Source organism: Streptomyces sp. RPT161 (genome assembly GCF_027533845.1).
Taxonomy (GTDB): domain Bacteria; phylum Actinomycetota; class Actinomycetes; order Streptomycetales; family Streptomycetaceae; genus Streptantibioticus_A; species Streptantibioticus_A silvisoli_A.
This window is the reverse complement of the sequence record NZ_JAPZVN010000008.1, coordinates 275,659-289,401: the sequence shown is the minus strand read 5'-3', so window position 1 is coordinate 289,401 and position 13,743 is coordinate 275,659. Positions and strand designations below refer to the sequence as shown.

12 protein-coding genes and 1 pseudogene are annotated in these 13,743 nt (G+C 72.9%); 9 read left to right on the top strand and 4 right to left on the bottom strand.

Annotated elements, in window-relative coordinates:
- Nucleotides 1–52: 52 nt before the first annotated feature.
- The 6 genes from rimO (at nt 53) to O5O46_RS18855 (ending at nt 4,423) form a co-directional block, all read left to right on the top strand.
- Nucleotides 53–1,522, top strand: coding sequence for a 30S ribosomal protein S12 methylthiotransferase RimO (gene rimO, locus O5O46_RS18880; RefSeq protein WP_269856653.1), 1,470 nt, complete (start codon nt 53–55; stop codon nt 1,520–1,522).
- Nucleotides 1,519–2,196, top strand: a complete 678-nt coding sequence (gene pgsA / locus O5O46_RS18875) for a CDP-diacylglycerol--glycerol-3-phosphate 3-phosphatidyltransferase (protein WP_269856652.1) — start codon at nt 1,519–1,521, stop codon at nt 2,194–2,196. Before rimO ends, pgsA begins: the two co-directional genes overlap by 4 nt.
- A complete protein-coding gene (locus O5O46_RS18870; protein WP_269856651.1) occupies nt 2,193–2,717 on the top strand; it encodes a CinA family protein in 525 nt (174 codons plus the stop codon). Before pgsA ends, O5O46_RS18870 begins: the two co-directional genes overlap by 4 nt.
- A gap of 109 nt (nt 2,718–2,826) precedes the next feature.
- Nucleotides 2,827–3,195 (top strand): helix-turn-helix domain-containing protein, encoded by a 369-nt coding sequence (locus tag O5O46_RS18865; RefSeq protein ID WP_269856650.1) that lies wholly within the window; start codon nt 2,827–2,829, stop codon nt 3,193–3,195.
- A 154-nt stretch (nt 3,196–3,349) separates the two neighbouring features.
- Nucleotides 3,350–3,826, top strand: coding sequence for a Dps family protein (locus O5O46_RS18860; RefSeq protein ID WP_269856649.1), 477 nt, complete (start codon nt 3,350–3,352; stop codon nt 3,824–3,826).
- A 174-nt stretch (nt 3,827–4,000) separates the two neighbouring features.
- Nucleotides 4,001–4,423 (top strand): hypothetical protein, encoded by a 423-nt coding sequence (locus O5O46_RS18855; protein WP_269856648.1) that lies wholly within the window; start codon nt 4,001–4,003, stop codon nt 4,421–4,423.
- Between the two features lie 39 nt (nt 4,424–4,462).
- Here O5O46_RS18855 and O5O46_RS18850 read toward each other — a convergent pair whose 3' ends face one another.
- From O5O46_RS18850 to O5O46_RS18840, 3 genes are all read right to left on the bottom strand, one after another.
- Complete coding sequence (locus O5O46_RS18850; RefSeq protein WP_269856647.1) at nt 4,463–5,266, bottom strand: Fpg/Nei family DNA glycosylase; 804 nt, start codon at nt 5,264–5,266, stop codon at nt 4,463–4,465.
- Between the two features lie 61 nt (nt 5,267–5,327).
- Nucleotides 5,328–10,064 carry an ATP-dependent helicase gene (locus O5O46_RS18845; RefSeq protein ID WP_269856646.1) on the bottom strand — a complete coding sequence of 1,579 codons (4,737 nt, stop codon included), beginning with the start codon at nt 10,062–10,064 and terminating at the stop codon, nt 5,328–5,330.
- Between the two features lie 113 nt (nt 10,065–10,177).
- Nucleotides 10,178–11,089, bottom strand: a complete 912-nt coding sequence (locus tag O5O46_RS18840; RefSeq protein ID WP_269856645.1) for a hypothetical protein — start codon at nt 11,087–11,089, stop codon at nt 10,178–10,180.
- A gap of 99 nt (nt 11,090–11,188) precedes the next feature.
- On the opposite strand from O5O46_RS18840, the gene O5O46_RS18835 reads away from it, so the two are divergent.
- From O5O46_RS18835 to recX, 3 genes and pseudogenes are all read left to right on the top strand, one after another.
- The gene (locus O5O46_RS18835) at nt 11,189–11,383 is read left to right on the top strand and encodes a DUF3046 domain-containing protein (protein WP_269856644.1); all 195 of its coding nucleotides are present in this window, start codon (nt 11,189–11,191) and stop codon (nt 11,381–11,383) included.
- Nucleotides 11,384–11,638: 255 nt separating this feature from the next.
- Nucleotides 11,639–12,760, top strand: coding sequence for a recombinase RecA (gene recA / locus O5O46_RS18830; protein ID WP_269856643.1), 1,122 nt, complete (start codon nt 11,639–11,641; stop codon nt 12,758–12,760).
- Nucleotides 12,712–13,329: pseudogene (gene recX / locus O5O46_RS18825) on the top strand (recombination regulator RecX); the annotation flags it as partial. The gene recA and the pseudogene recX, both read left to right, overlap by 49 nt.
- Here the strand turns inward: recX and O5O46_RS18820 are convergent.
- On the bottom strand, nt 13,314–13,742 hold the full coding sequence (locus tag O5O46_RS18820) for a rhodanese-like domain-containing protein (protein WP_269856642.1): 429 nt from the start codon (nt 13,740–13,742) through the stop codon (nt 13,314–13,316). The pseudogene recX and the gene O5O46_RS18820 sit on opposite strands and share 16 nt — an antisense overlap.
- Between the last annotated feature and the right edge of the window lies 1 nt (nt 13,743).

Genomic DNA, 13,743 nt, shown 5'->3' with positions numbered 1-13,743 from the left:
ACGGGCAGGGTCGCCGGAGAAGTCCCGGTCAGGGACAAAGTAGGCTGAGCCCATGCCCGAACCCCGTACCGTCGCTCTCGTCACTCTCGGCTGCGCGCGCAATGAGGTGGACTCCGAGGAGCTCGCCGGCCGTCTGGCGGCGGACGGCTGGCAGCTCGTGGAGGATGCCGCCGAAGCCGATGTCGCCGTGGTCAACACCTGCGGCTTCGTCGACGCCGCCAAGAAGGACTCGGTCGACGCCCTGCTGGAGGCCAACGACCTCAAGGGCGAGGCCCGTACCAAGGCGGTCGTCGCCGTCGGATGCATGGCCGAGCGGTACGGCAAGGAACTCGCCGAAGCGCTGCCCGAGGCCGACGGTGTGCTGGGCTTCGACGACTACGCGGACATCTCCGGCCGCCTCCAGACCATCCTCTCCGGCGGCGTCCACGCCCCGCACACCCCGCGCGACCGGCGCAAGCTGCTGCCGATCAGCCCGGTGGAGCGGCAGGACAACGCCGTGGCGCTACCCGGCCACGGCCAGGTGCCCGACGACCTTCCGGAGGGCGTGGCGCCCGCCTCGGGGCCGCGGGCGCCGCTGCGCCGCCGACTGGACTCCAGCCCGGTCGCCTCGGTGAAGCTCGCCTCGGGGTGCGACCGGCGGTGCGCCTTCTGCGCCATCCCGTCCTTCCGCGGCTCGTTCATCTCCCGCCGCCCCTCCGACGTCCTCGGCGAGACCCGCTGGCTGGCCGAGCAGGGCGTCAAGGAGGTCATGCTGGTCAGCGAGAACAACACCTCCTACGGCAAGGACCTCGGCGACATCCGGCTGCTGGAGACACTGCTGCCGGAGCTCGCGGCGGTCGACGGGATCGAGCGGATCCGGGTCAGCTACCTCCAGCCCGCCGAGATGCGGCCGACGCTGATCGACGTGCTGACCTCGACGCCCAAGGTGGCGCCCTACTTCGACCTGTCCTTCCAGCACTCGGCGCCCGGAGTGCTGCGCGCGATGCGCCGGTTCGGCGACACCGAGCGCTTCCTGCAGCTGCTGGAGACGGTGCGTGCCAAGGCGCCGCAGGCCGGTGTGCGATCCAACTTCATCGTCGGCTTCCCCGGCGAGAGCGAGGCCGACCTGGCGGAGCTGGAACGCTTCCTCAGCGAGGCGCGGCTGGACGCCATCGGCGTGTTCGGCTACTCCGACGAGGAGGGCACCGAGGCCGCCGGATACGACGGCAAGCTGGCCGAGGACGTGGTCGCCGAGCGGCTGGCCCGAGTCTCCCGGCTGGCCGAGGAACTCACCGCGCAGCGCGCCGAGGAGCGGCTGGGCGAGACCGTCGAGGTGCTGGTGGAGTCGCTGGACCAGGGCGAGGCGGTCGGCCGGGGCCTGCACCAGGCACCGGAGACCGACGGCCAGGTGGTGCTCACCTCCAGCGCGGGGGTGGCGGTCGGCGACATCGTGGCCGCCAAGGTGGTGGACACCGAGGGCGTGGACCTGGTGGCCGAGCCGCTCACCGGCGGCCCGAGCGGTACGGAGGAGGCGGGCAGATGACCGGTGTACCGGCGTCCGCGGCGGGCGGTCACCGGCCCGCGGCGGCTCCCGACCATCTCGGGGACCCGGTGGACCGGCCAGGCCTGTGGAACATCGCCAACATCCTGACCATGGTGCGGCTGCTGCTCGTACCGGGGTTCGTGCTGCTGCTGGTCCACGCGGGCGGTCACGACCCGGCGTGGCGCTCGTTCGCGTGGGCGGCCTTCGCCGTCGCCATGATCACCGACCTGTTCGACGGTGAACTGGCCCGCCGCTACAACCTGGTCACCGACTTCGGCAAGATCGCCGACCCGATAGCGGACAAGGCGATCATGGGCGCCGCGCTGGTCGGGCTGTCCGCGCTCGGCGACCTGCCGTGGGCGGTCACCGCGGTGATCCTGTTCCGCGAGATCGGCATCACGCTGATGCGGTTCTGGGTCATCAAGCACGGGGTGATCCCGGCCAGCCGCGGCGGCAAGTTGAAGACCCTCACCCAGGGCATCGCGGTGGGCATGTACGTCCTGGCGCTGACCGGGCCGCTGGCCACGCTGCGGGCCTGGGTGATGGCGGTGGCCGTGGTGCTGACCGTGGTGACCGGCCTGGACTACGTGCGGCAGGCGGTGGTGCTGCGCCGCGCCGGACTGGCCGCCCAGCGGGCCGCCGAGCGCGACGCGGGGCCGGACGGCGCGGCATGACCGCCGCCGAGGCGCTGGCGCTGCTGGAGCGGCAGGGCGCGACGCTGGCCGTCGCCGAGTCGTTGACCGGGGGCCTGGTGGCCGCGGAGGTCACCGCGGTACCGGGCGCCTCGCGCACCTTCCGCGGCTCGGTCACCGCGTACGCCACCGACGTCAAACGGGACGTGCTCGGGGTGGACGGCGCGCTGCTGGCGGCGCGCGGCGCGGTGGACCCGCAGGTCGCCGCCGAGATGGCGGAGGGCGTACGGCGCCTGCTGGGCGCCACCTGGGGGCTGGCCACCACCGGGGTCGCCGGTCCCGACCCCCAGGACGGCAAGGACGTGGGCACGGTCCACGTGGCCGTCGCCGGTCCCTCGGGGACGTCGGTCGGTTCGCCCCGGCTGACGGGCGACCGCGCGGCCATCCGCGCCGCGACCGTCACCGCGGTGCTGGAACTGCTGATGGAGGCGGTGCGGGGCGGGCGGAAGGCCGACCGAGTGAACGCGAGGGCACAGGATACGGAACGGCACGGGGGAATTTGATGTTTGCAGCCCTTAGTGAACACGTCATCGCTCCCCGCACGGCCGCTGCCGGAGGCGGTACGGTGGGGCGAGAAGCTTACGGATCCGCGGTCCGAGGAGGGAGCCACCGATGATTCTGCTCCGTCGCCTGCTGGGTGACGTGCTGCGTCGGCAGCGCCAGCGTCAGGGCCGCACTCTGCGCGAGGTCTCGGCATCGGCCAGAGTCTCGTTGGGCTACCTGTCAGAGGTAGAGCGCGGCCAGAAGGAAGCTTCCTCCGAACTGCTCTCCGCGATCTGCGACGCCCTGGACGTGCGGATGTCCGAGGTCATGCGCGAGGTCAGCGATGAGCTGTCGCTCGCCGAGCTGGCTCAGTCGGCGACCACGGAGGTTGCGGCCGTGCCGGTGCGGTCGATGTTGGAGACGGTCACTCATGTGCCAGGCACTCGTGTGACGATCAAGCCACCGCAGGCGGAGGCCGTGGATGTGGTCGCGGCCTGATCGTTTGCGTCGGTGAAAGCTGGCGGGCCACAACGGCCCTGGGGCCGGGCTGTCTGACAGCCTGGCCCTTTCGCATGTTTCACCGAGCCTGAGTGGGCAGGCGCCCGGGTGGACGAAACGGACCCAAGTCCCCCAGTGGCGAGGAGGCAACACCATGGCTGTCGTGAAGACCGCTCTGTCCGACGAGGCCCGCAAGGTGGCCGCGGACGCGCTCCAGGGCGCGCTGGTCGACCTGGTGGACCTCTCCCTGGTGGCCAAGCAGGTTCACTGGAACATCGTCGGGCCGCGCTTCCGCCCGGTGCACCTCCAGCTGGACGAGGTCGTCAGCACGGCACGGACCTACTCCGACACGGTCGCCGAGAGGGCCGCCACGATCGGGGTGCCGCCGGACGGCAGGGCCGAGACGGTCGCCAAGACCAGCGCCATCGCCACCATGAAGGACGGCTGGATCAACGACAAGGACGCCGTGGACACCATGATCGCGGCGTTGGCCAGCGTCATCACGCGGATGCGCGAGCGCATCAAGGCCACCGAGGAGCCCGACCTGGTCACGCAGGACATCTTCCTGGGGCTGACCGCGGCGCTGGAGAAGCACTACTGGATGTTCCAGGCCGAGAACGCCAAGGTGTGAGTGGTCGCTTACCGTAGTTGGTGGACACTGTGCGTGTTCTGGCGGTGCTCCTATCGAGTGAAGACCGCTCCGCTCGTCGTACCAGAGGGCTAATGATCACCCGCACGGGGCATCGCACCCTGTACGGGAGCCCTCTGGGCTCCTTGTCGCAGCCTCGGGGATTCGGAGGCGGCCATGGACGCTCGATGGGCAGCGGATGCACCCCAGGAGGACCGCAGTGGTGCTGTCCGGCGCCGCGTGCGGCTGATCGCGGTCGGCGCGTTCGCTCTGCTGTGGTGCTGGGCAGTGCTGCGGGTGGCGGTGCACCCCGCGCAGACCGGCCCGGTTGAGCAGGGGTTCGCGGTGAGCGGCTGGACGCTGGGGCTGCTGCCGGTGCACGTCACGCCATGGCGCGGCGCCCGCTGCGGGCGGCGCGCCACGCCCGCGTCCACGCCGGGCGAGACGGGGCGCGCGGAAGCGCGTGGCGGCGCGGGGCGCGCGCCCGCGCGGCCGTTGCCGACGCCGCGAAGGCCGGGGGCGTACACGCCGGTTGGCGCGACGGCGATATCCGCGGTTGGCACGAAACCGCGAACCCGGCGCCCCGTTAAGGGGCGTTGACGCTGACCGGCCTCAAATCGCCGGTGGCGCCGGGCCCTTCTAAATCGCCGGTGGCGCCGGGCCCTTCTGGCAACTCGGGCACCAGTAGGTGACGCGGGCCTCGTCGGACGGTCCCTGGTCGGCCCTGCGTACCGCGGTGCCGCAGCGTAGACACGGCTGGTGCTCGCGGTTGTACACCCAGTGGGTGCGTCCGCGCCGGGGGTTGCCCGTGGTGATATGGCCGTGGCGGGCCTTGTTGGCGTCCAGGAGCTTGTGCGCGAGGGCCACCATCCGCTCCGGGGAAGCGAGTTCCCCGACCGGGGTCCAGGGCGTGACGCCGCGCAGGAAACACAGCTCCGACTTGTAGACGTTGCCGATTCCGGCGAGATTGCGCTGGTCCAGCAGTGCTTCGCCGACGGGGCGGCCGGGATCGGACAGCAGTCGGCGCAACGCCTCGGCCGGGTCCCAGTCCGGGCCGAGCAGATCGGGGCCGAGATGGCCCACGGCGCGGTCCTCCTCGGCGGTGCGCAGCAACTCCAGCACCGGCAGCCGGTAGCCGACGGCCACCGACTCGGCGGTGGCCAGCACCGCCCGGATCTGGTGGTGCGGACCGCCGCGCCACCGCTCACCGGCGGCGTAGACCTGCCAGGAGCCGTCCATCCGCAGATGCGAGTGGAGCGTCCAGCCGCCCTCGAAGCGGGTCAGCAGATGCTTGCCGCGTGACAGCACCTCCTCGATCCGCCGCCCGGAGAAGTCCGTCGTCGCCAGTTTGGGCACGCGCAGGTCGCAGCGGACCACCGCGCGGCCCGCCAGTGCCTCCCGCAGTCGGCGCGCCGTCAGCCAGACGGTGTCTCCTTCGGGCATACCCCCATCATGCCGTGACGCCCCGGTCCTGCCGTGACGGACCGGCGGCGCCCGCCGGCCGTCAGCCGTGGTCGGCGAGGTCCGACGACGGCCGCAGCCGCAGGCCGCGCGGGGTGGGGTGGAAACCGGCGGCCTCCAGGGCGCGGCCCAGCGGCGAGACCAGCGCCGGCTCGCCGTTGGCGCGCTCCACCGTCAGCCTGCCCAGCGCGTCGTCCCGCACCGCGTCGGCCAGCGCCCGCACCGCCGCCCGCAGCCGAGGGCTGTCCGCTCCCGAGTCACCGTCCCACGCCAGCAGCGTCTTGCCGCCGCGCTCCACGTACAGCGTCAGCTCCCCGTCGACCAGCACCACCAGGGCGCCCGCCTTGCGGCCCGGCTTGTGGCCTGGGCGCCCCTCGGTGCCGGACGGCGGATCGGGCCAGGGCAGGGCCGCGCCGTACGCGTTCGCCGGGTCGGCTGCGGCCAGTACGACGGCGCGCGGCGCCGCCGGCTGCGGCTGCTCGCGCTCGCGCGCGGTGTGCACGGCGCGCAGCCGGTCCACCGCGCCGTCCATGGCGAACTGGGCCGCGCCCAGGCCCTCCACCACATAGCCGCGACGGGTCTGCCCGCTCTCCTCGAACGCCGACAGCACGCGGTACACCGCGGAGAAGCCGCCCTCGACCCCTTCGGCCGCGACCGCGCCCCGGGTCACCACACCGTGCCGGTCCAGCAGGGTGTGCGCCAGCGCGTGCGCCCGTACGGTCGGGTCGGTCTCGGCCTGCGGTACCAGCGACCACCGCCCGGCCGTGGTCGGTGGGCCGGTGCGCGACGCCGTGGGCCGGGGCATCGAGGATCCGTACCGGCCGCGCGGGGTGGCCCTGGGCGCCCGGTGCGCCGTGGAGCCCGCCGTACGGCCCGAGCCGAGCAGCGCGCGCAGCGGGGCGAGCGTGTCGTTGGTCAGCCGCCCCGACCAGGCCAACTCCCACAGCGCGTCGGCCAGTTGCGGATCGGTCGCCTCCGGCATGGTGGCCCTGACCTGTTCGGCTATCTGCCGGAAGAACAGGCCGTAGCCGCCGGACAGGGCGCCGAGGACCGCGCGGTGCAGCGGCGTCAGCTCCAGCGGCAGCGGGGCGGGGAGCAGCACAGGGGCGGTGTCGGCCAGATGGAGGGTGACCCAGCCGTCCTTGCCGGGCAGGGCCCCGGCGCCGGACCAGATCACCTCGCCGGAGGCGGTGAGCTGGTCGAGCATCGCCGGGGTGTAGTCCGCGACCCGCGACGGCAGCACCAGCTTCTCCAGAGCGGAGGCGGGCACGGCGCAGCCCTGCAACTGCTCGACGGCGCGCAGCAGTCCGTCGAGCCCGCGCAGCGCCCGTGTGCCCACCTGCTGCCACTGGGGGAGGAACGCGGCCAGCGCGCCTGGCGGCACCGGCTCCAACTCGTGCCGCAGTGCCGCCAGTGACCGGCGGCGCAGCCTGCGCAGCACTCCCGCGTCGCACCACTCGTGGCCCAGGCCCTCGGGCCGGAACTCCCCCTGCACGACACGGCCGTTGGCGGCCAGCCGGTGAAGTGTGGTCTCGGCCACCGCGGCGCCGATGCCGAAGCGGGCCGCCGCGTCGGCGGCGGTGAACGGGCCGTGGGAGCGCGCGTACCGGGCGAGCAGATCGCCCAGCGGGTCCTTGACCGGCTCGGTGAACGCCTCCGGCACGCCCACCGGCAGCGCCGTGCCGAGCGCGTCCCGCAGCCGCCCGGCATCCTCGACGGCCGCCCAGTGCTCGGCGCCGCCGATCCGGACCCGGATCGCCCGCCGGGCGGCCTCCAGCTCCAGCGGCCAGCCCGGCTCCGCGCCGCGCTCGGTCAACTCCCCGCCGGTGAGCGGGCCGAGTACCCGCAGCAGATCGGCGACGCCCTCGACATCCTTGGCCCGCCGGTCCTCGGTCAGCCACTGCAGCTCGCGCTCCAGCTCCGCCATGACGTCGGCGTCCAGCAGCTCGCGCAGCTCCGCCTGGCCGAGCAGTTCGGCCAGCAGCCGGGAGTCCAACGACAGGGCGGCGGCGCGCCGTTCGGCCAGCGGGGAGTCGCCCTCGTACAGGAACTGCGCCACATAGCCGAACAGCAGTGAGCGGGCGAACGGGGACGGCTCGGGGGTGGTCACCTCGACCAGCCGGACCGCCCGCCCCTCGATGTCGCCCATCAGCTCCACCAGGCCCGGCACGTCGAACACGTCCTGGAGGCACTCGCGGACCGCTTCCAGGACGATCGGGAACGAGCCGAACTCGGATGCCACCAAAAGGAGTTGGGCGGCCCGCTGGCGCTGCTGCCACAGCGGTGTCCGCTTGCCCGGATTGCGGCGGGGCAGCAGCAGGGCTCGGGCCGCGCACTCGCGGAACCGGGACGCGAACAGCGCGGAGCCGCCGACCTGTTCGGTGACGATCTGCTCGATCTCGCCCTTGTCGAAGACCACGTCGGCCGCCCCCACCGGGCTCTGCTCCGTGTCGTACTCCGCACCCGTCTTCAGCGGATCGACGTCCAGCAGGTCGAGGCCGAGCAGGTCGGCGTCGGGCAGCCGCAGCACGATGCCGTCGTCGGCGTGCATCACCTGGGCGTCGAACCCGTACCGCTCGGCGAGCCGGGCGCCGAGGGCGAGCGCCCACGGGGCGTGCACCTGGGCGCCGAACGGGGAGTGCACCACGACCCGCCAGTCGCCCAGTTCGTCACGGAACCGCTCCACCACGATGGTCCGGTCGTCCGGGACATGACCGCACGCCCGGCGCTGCTCGTCCAGATAGGCCAGGACGTTGTCCGCCGCCCAGGTGTCGAGCCCGGCGGAGGCGAGCCGGGCCCGCGCCTCCTGCGGGTTCTGGCCGCCGATCTCGCGGAGGAACGCGCCCAGGGCGCGGCCGAGTTCGAGCGGTCGGCCGAGCTGGTCGCCCTTCCAGAACGGCAGCCTGCCGGGCACCCCGGGGGCGGGGGAGACCAGTACGCGGTCGCGGGTGATGTCCTCGATCCGCCATGAGGTGGTGCCCAGGGTGAACACATCGCCGACCCTGGACTCGTAGACCATCTCCTCGTCCAGCTCACCGACCCGGCCGCCGCCCTTCTTCGGGTCGGCGCCCGCGAGGAAGACCCCGAACAGGCCGCGGTCCGGGATGGTGCCGCCCGAGGTCACCGCCAGCCGCTGCGCACCGGGCCGCCCGCTGACCGTGCCCGCCACCCGGTCCCACACCACACGCGGGCGCAACTCGGCGAACGCGTCCGAGGGGTAGCGGCCGGCGAGCATGTCCAGCACGGCGGTGTACGCGGACTCCGGCAACGCGGCGAACGGCGCGGCGCGCCGCACCAGCGCCAGCAGCTCCTCCACGTCCCAGGTGTCCATCGCCGTCATCGCGACCAACTGCTGCGCCAGCACGTCCAGCGGGTTGGCGGGGATGCGCAGCGCCTCGATGCCGCCCTGCCGCATCCGCTCGGTGACCACGGCGGACTGCACCAGGTCGCCGCGGTACTTGGGGAAGACCACACCGGTGGAGACGGCACCCACCTGGTGTCCGGCCCGGCCCACCCGCTGTAGCCCGGAGGCCACCGACGGCGGCGACTCGACCTGCACCACCAGGTCCACCGCGCCCATGTCGATGCCCAGTTCAAGGCTGGAGGTGGCGACCACGGCGGGCAGCCGCCCGGCCTTCAAGTCCTCCTCGACCAGTGCCCGTTGTTCCTTGGAGACCGAACCGTGGTGGGCCCGGGCCAGCACCGGCGGCGCACCCTTGGCGGCCCCGGAGCCGCCCATCAGCTGGGCGGGGGAGTGGTCCTCGGGCAGCGCCGGGCCGTATCCGTCGGGCGCGGTGGCCATGGCCCGCTCATGGGCGATCTCGTTGAGCCGGTTGCACAACCGCTCTGCGAGCCGACGGGAGTTGGCGAACACGATCGTGGAGCGGTGGGACTGCACCAGATCGGCGATCCGCTCCTCGACATGCGGCCAGATCGACGGCCGCTCGCCGCCGTCCGCGCCACCGGCGTCGGACACCGGGGAGCCGCCCAGCTCCCCCAGGTCCTCCACCGGGACCACGACCGACAGGTCGAACTCCTTCTGCGAGCGGGGCTGGACGATCGTCACCTTGCGCCGCGGGGACAGGAAGCGGGCCACCTCGTCCACCGGCCGCACCGTCGCGGACAGGCCGATCCGCCGGGCGGGCCGGTCCAGCAACTCGTCGAGGCGCTCCAGTGACAGCGCCAGATGCGCGCCGCGCTTGGTCCCGGCGACCGCGTGCACCTCGTCCAGGATCACCGTCTCCACACCACGCAGCGCGTCCCGGGCGCTGGAGGTCAGCATCAGGAACAGTGATTCCGGGGTGGTGATCAGGATGTCCGGCGGCTTGACGGCGATCGAGCGGCGCTCTGCGGCCGGGGTGTCCCCGGAACGGATGCCGACCCGCACGTCCGGCTCCGGCAGCCCGAGCCGCACCGCCTCGTGCCGCAGGCCGGTCAGCGGGCTGCGCAGGTTCCGCTCGACGTCCACGGCGAGCGCCTTGAGCGGGGAGACGTACAGCACCCGGCAGCGGCGCTTGGCCTCGGCCGGGGCGGGAGTGTTCGCCAGCCGGTCCAGGGAGGCCAGGAAGGCGGCGAGCGTCTTCCCGGATCCGGTGGGCGCGACGACCAGCACGTCGGACTCCTGCGCGATGGCCCGCCAGGCCCCGGCCTGCGCGCTCGTCGGCGCGTGGAAGGCACCCGTGAACCACGCGCGGGTGGGCGGGGCGAAGGATTCCAGGGCCGACGCCGGATCCAGCTCCCGCTCCGGATCCGGTGTCTGACGACGCTTGCCGATCGACATGCCATCCATCGTGCCTCGGCCCACTGACAATCGCGCTGACCTGCGGGTTAGGTGGCGCTGGAGGCCAGTGTCCGGCGCGGGGCCGCCCGGCGGGGCCCGTGCGCTGCCCAGCGCTAGGCGACCTCGCGGCCGTAGGCGCGCAGGGTGAGCAGCGCCTCGATGGTCAGGATGGGACGGCGCTCCAGCTGGGCGGCCGGGGTCCAGGACTGGGAGCGTAGCGGCCAGCCGCCGTCCGGGGCCTGTGCGGCGGCCAGGAAGTCCAGGGCGCGGTCCATCTCCGCGTTGGTGAACCACCGGCGCGCGAGCGAGTCGGGGGAGGGCGCGAAGTCGTACGCGTAGTAGTGGTGGTGCGCGTCGGGCCCCTGTGCCGGTTCCAGTACCGGCAGCCGCCGCCTGCGCACCAGCCGTCCCAGCCGCTCCGCCACGGCCTCGGCGCGGGGCCGGTCCGGAACGCCGTCCAGGAAGGCCACCGCCGCCTGGACCTGCTGCGGATCGGGGTGCTCCAGGCTCTCCACCGCCGCCCAGCAGAAGTCGGTGGCCCGGAACAGCCACGCGTGCCAGACGCCGTTGCGGTGCAGTACGCCCACCACCGGGCCGGTGGCCAGCAGGTCGCCGGTCGGCTCCGCCAGGTGGGCGGCGGGATCCTGCGGCAGGTGCGGCGCGGGCAGCGCGCCGTCCGGGGTGGACGCCGAGGTCAGATAGCGGCACAGCCGCTCGGCCCGCTGGCCGCCGCAGTGCCCGATCTCGTCCAGCACCCGCAACGCGTGCGCGGCGTGCGCCGGTTGGCTGACCGGCCCGCGCAGTTCGGGCTCCAGGGCGTGCCCGTAGCCGCCGTCCTCGTTGCGGTACGCCGTGAGCGCGGTCTCGACGGGGTCGGCGCCGCCGTCCAGGAAGTGGTGGGCGAACCTGCGCTGTTCGAGCACCCGGGCGGTCAGCCACACGAAGCGCTCGGCGCGGGCGAGCGGCGAGGTCAGCAGGGTGGACGCGGTAAGGGAGCTGGAGGAGGGGACTGCGGATCCGGCCATGGCCGCACAGTAGGGCGCCGCCTGCCCGCTGCCTATGGCTGTGACCAGGGTGCACCCGTCGGTGCGAAGCGGCCGCCTCCTGGGCGGGATACTGGGGGCATGAAGTTGACGGTCTTCTGGGAGCGTATGAGCACGCACTTCGGTGCGGCGTACGCCGACTCGTTCGCCCGTGACCATGTGATGTCCGAACTGGGTGGGCGCACGGTCTACCAGGCGTTCGAGGCGGGCTGGGAGGCGAAGGACGTGTGGCGGGCGGTCTGCCAGGCGGTGGACGTGCCCGCGGAGCGGCGCTGACCGCGCTCCGGTCGGCGTCGGCCGCCGCGCGCGGCGGCATCGGTGAAAACGCTGTGACCTGCGGTTTCATGGTTATCCACAGGGGCTGGTGGGTCGCTTGACACGAAATTCGAACATCCATTCTTATGGGGTGTGCCGGGCCGTCCCTCCGCGGTCCGCAGCGGCCTCGCGGACGGTGTCGGGGCGCATTGTCAGTGGCAGGCGCTAGCGTCGGTGGACGTGAAGCGATCGACTCAAGCGAACCGGGTGGAACCCATGGCAGGAACCGACCGCGAGAAGGCGCTCGACGCCGCGCTCGCACAGATTGAACGGCAGTTCGGCAAGGGTGCCGTCATGCGCCTCGGCGAGCGGCCGAACGAGCCCATCGAGATCATCCCGACCGGGTCGACCGCACTCGACGTGGCACTCGGCGTGGGCGGCCTGCCGCGCGGCCGGGTGGTGGAGGTGTACGGGCCGGAGTCCTCCGGTAAGACCACCCTCACCCTGCACGCGGTGGCCAACGCCCAGCGGGCCGGTGGCGCGGTCGCCTTCGTGGACGCCGAGCACGCCCTCGACCCCGAGTACGCCAAGAAGCTCGGCGTGGACATCGACTCGCTGATCCTGTCCCAGCCGGACAACGGCGAGCAGGCGCTGGAGATCGTGGACATGCTGGTCCGCTCCGGCGCGCTGGACCTCATCGTGATCGACTCGGTGGCCGCCCTGGTGCCCCGGGCCGAGATCGAGGGCGAGATGGGCGACTCCCATGTGGGTCTGCAGGCCCGGCTGATGAGCCAGGCGCTGCGGAAGATCACCGGTGCGCTGAACCAGTCCAAGACCACCGCGATCTTCATCAACCAGCTGCGCGAGAAGGTCGGCGTGATGTTCGGTTCGCCGGAGACCACGACCGGTGGCCGCGCGCTGAAGTTCTACGCGTCGGTGCGGCTCGACATCCGCCGCATCGAGACGCTCAAGGACGGCACGGAGGCGGTCGGCAACCGCACCCGGGTCAAGGTCGTCAAGAACAAGGTCGCCCCGCCCTTCAAGCAGGCCGAGTTCGACATCCTCTACGGCCAGGGCATCAGCCGTGAGGGCGGCCTGATCGACATGGGTGTGGAGAACGGCTTCATCCGCAAGGCCGGCGCCTGGTACACCTACGAGGGCGACCAGCTCGGCCAGGGCAAGGAGAACGCCCGCAACTTCCTGAAGGACAACCCCGATCTCGCCGACGAGATCGAGAAGAAGATCAAGGAGAAGCTGGGCATCGGCGTCAGGACCGAGGCCCCGGGCGGTGAGCCGGGCACCGACGCGGCCACGGCGACGGCGGCGGCGGATCCGGTGGCGGCGGCCACCCCGGCCAAGCCCAGCAAGGCGGCCAAGTCCGCGGCGGCCAAGGCCTGACCATGAGGCGGTCGGACGGGTCCGGTGACGGACCCCCCTCGGCCAACGCGGAGCGGGACCTGCCACGAGATCCGGAGGAGCGGGCACGCGCGCTGTGCCTGCGCCTGCTCACCGGAACTCCCAAGACGCGTAGGCAACTTGCCGACGCCATGCGGCGGCGGGAGGTTCCCGACGAGGTCGCCGAGCGGGTGCTCTCCCGCTTCGAGGACGTGGGCCTGATCGACGACGCGGCGTTCGCGGACGCCTGGGTGGAGTCCCGGCACCATGGCCGGGGCCTGGCCCGGCGGGCGCTCGCCCGGGAACTGCGCACCCGCGGCGTGGAGTCCGCGGTGATCGAACGCGCCGTGGAGCAGCTTGACTCCACGCGTGAGGAGGAGACCGCCCGCGCGCTGGTGGAGCGCAAGCTGCGGGCCACCCGCGGCCTGGACCGGGACAAGCGGATACGGCGGCTCGCCGGAATGCTCGCCCGCAAGGGATACCCGGAGGGTCTGGCGCTACGAGTGGTCCGGCGAGCGCTGGAGGAAGAGGGCGAGGACGCCGAGTTCCTGGACGGCTATCTGCCGGAGTGAGCGACCGGTGCGGCAACCTGCCCGGCGGAGGGGGAGACCGGCAGGCCCGCCGCGCGCCAGGCCTGGAAGCCACCGACCAGATCGGTGGCCCGGCGCAGCCCGAGCGCCTGAAGCGAGACCGCGGCGAAGCTGGACGCGTACCCCTCGTTGCACAGCACGATGATCTGGCGGCCGTCGCCGGTCGCCTCGGCGATCCGGTGGTCGCAGAGCGGATCGAGGCGCCACTCCAACTCGTTGCGCTCCACGATGACGGCGCCCGGAACGGTGCCGTCGCGCTCGCGGAGCTCGGCATAGCGGATGTCCACCAGCAGCGCTCCGTCGTCCACCGCCGCCCGGGCCTGGGCCGGGGTCAGCCGTACCAGCCGGGCGCGGGCGTCGGCCAACAGGGCGTCCACACCACGGGGTTCGGGCACG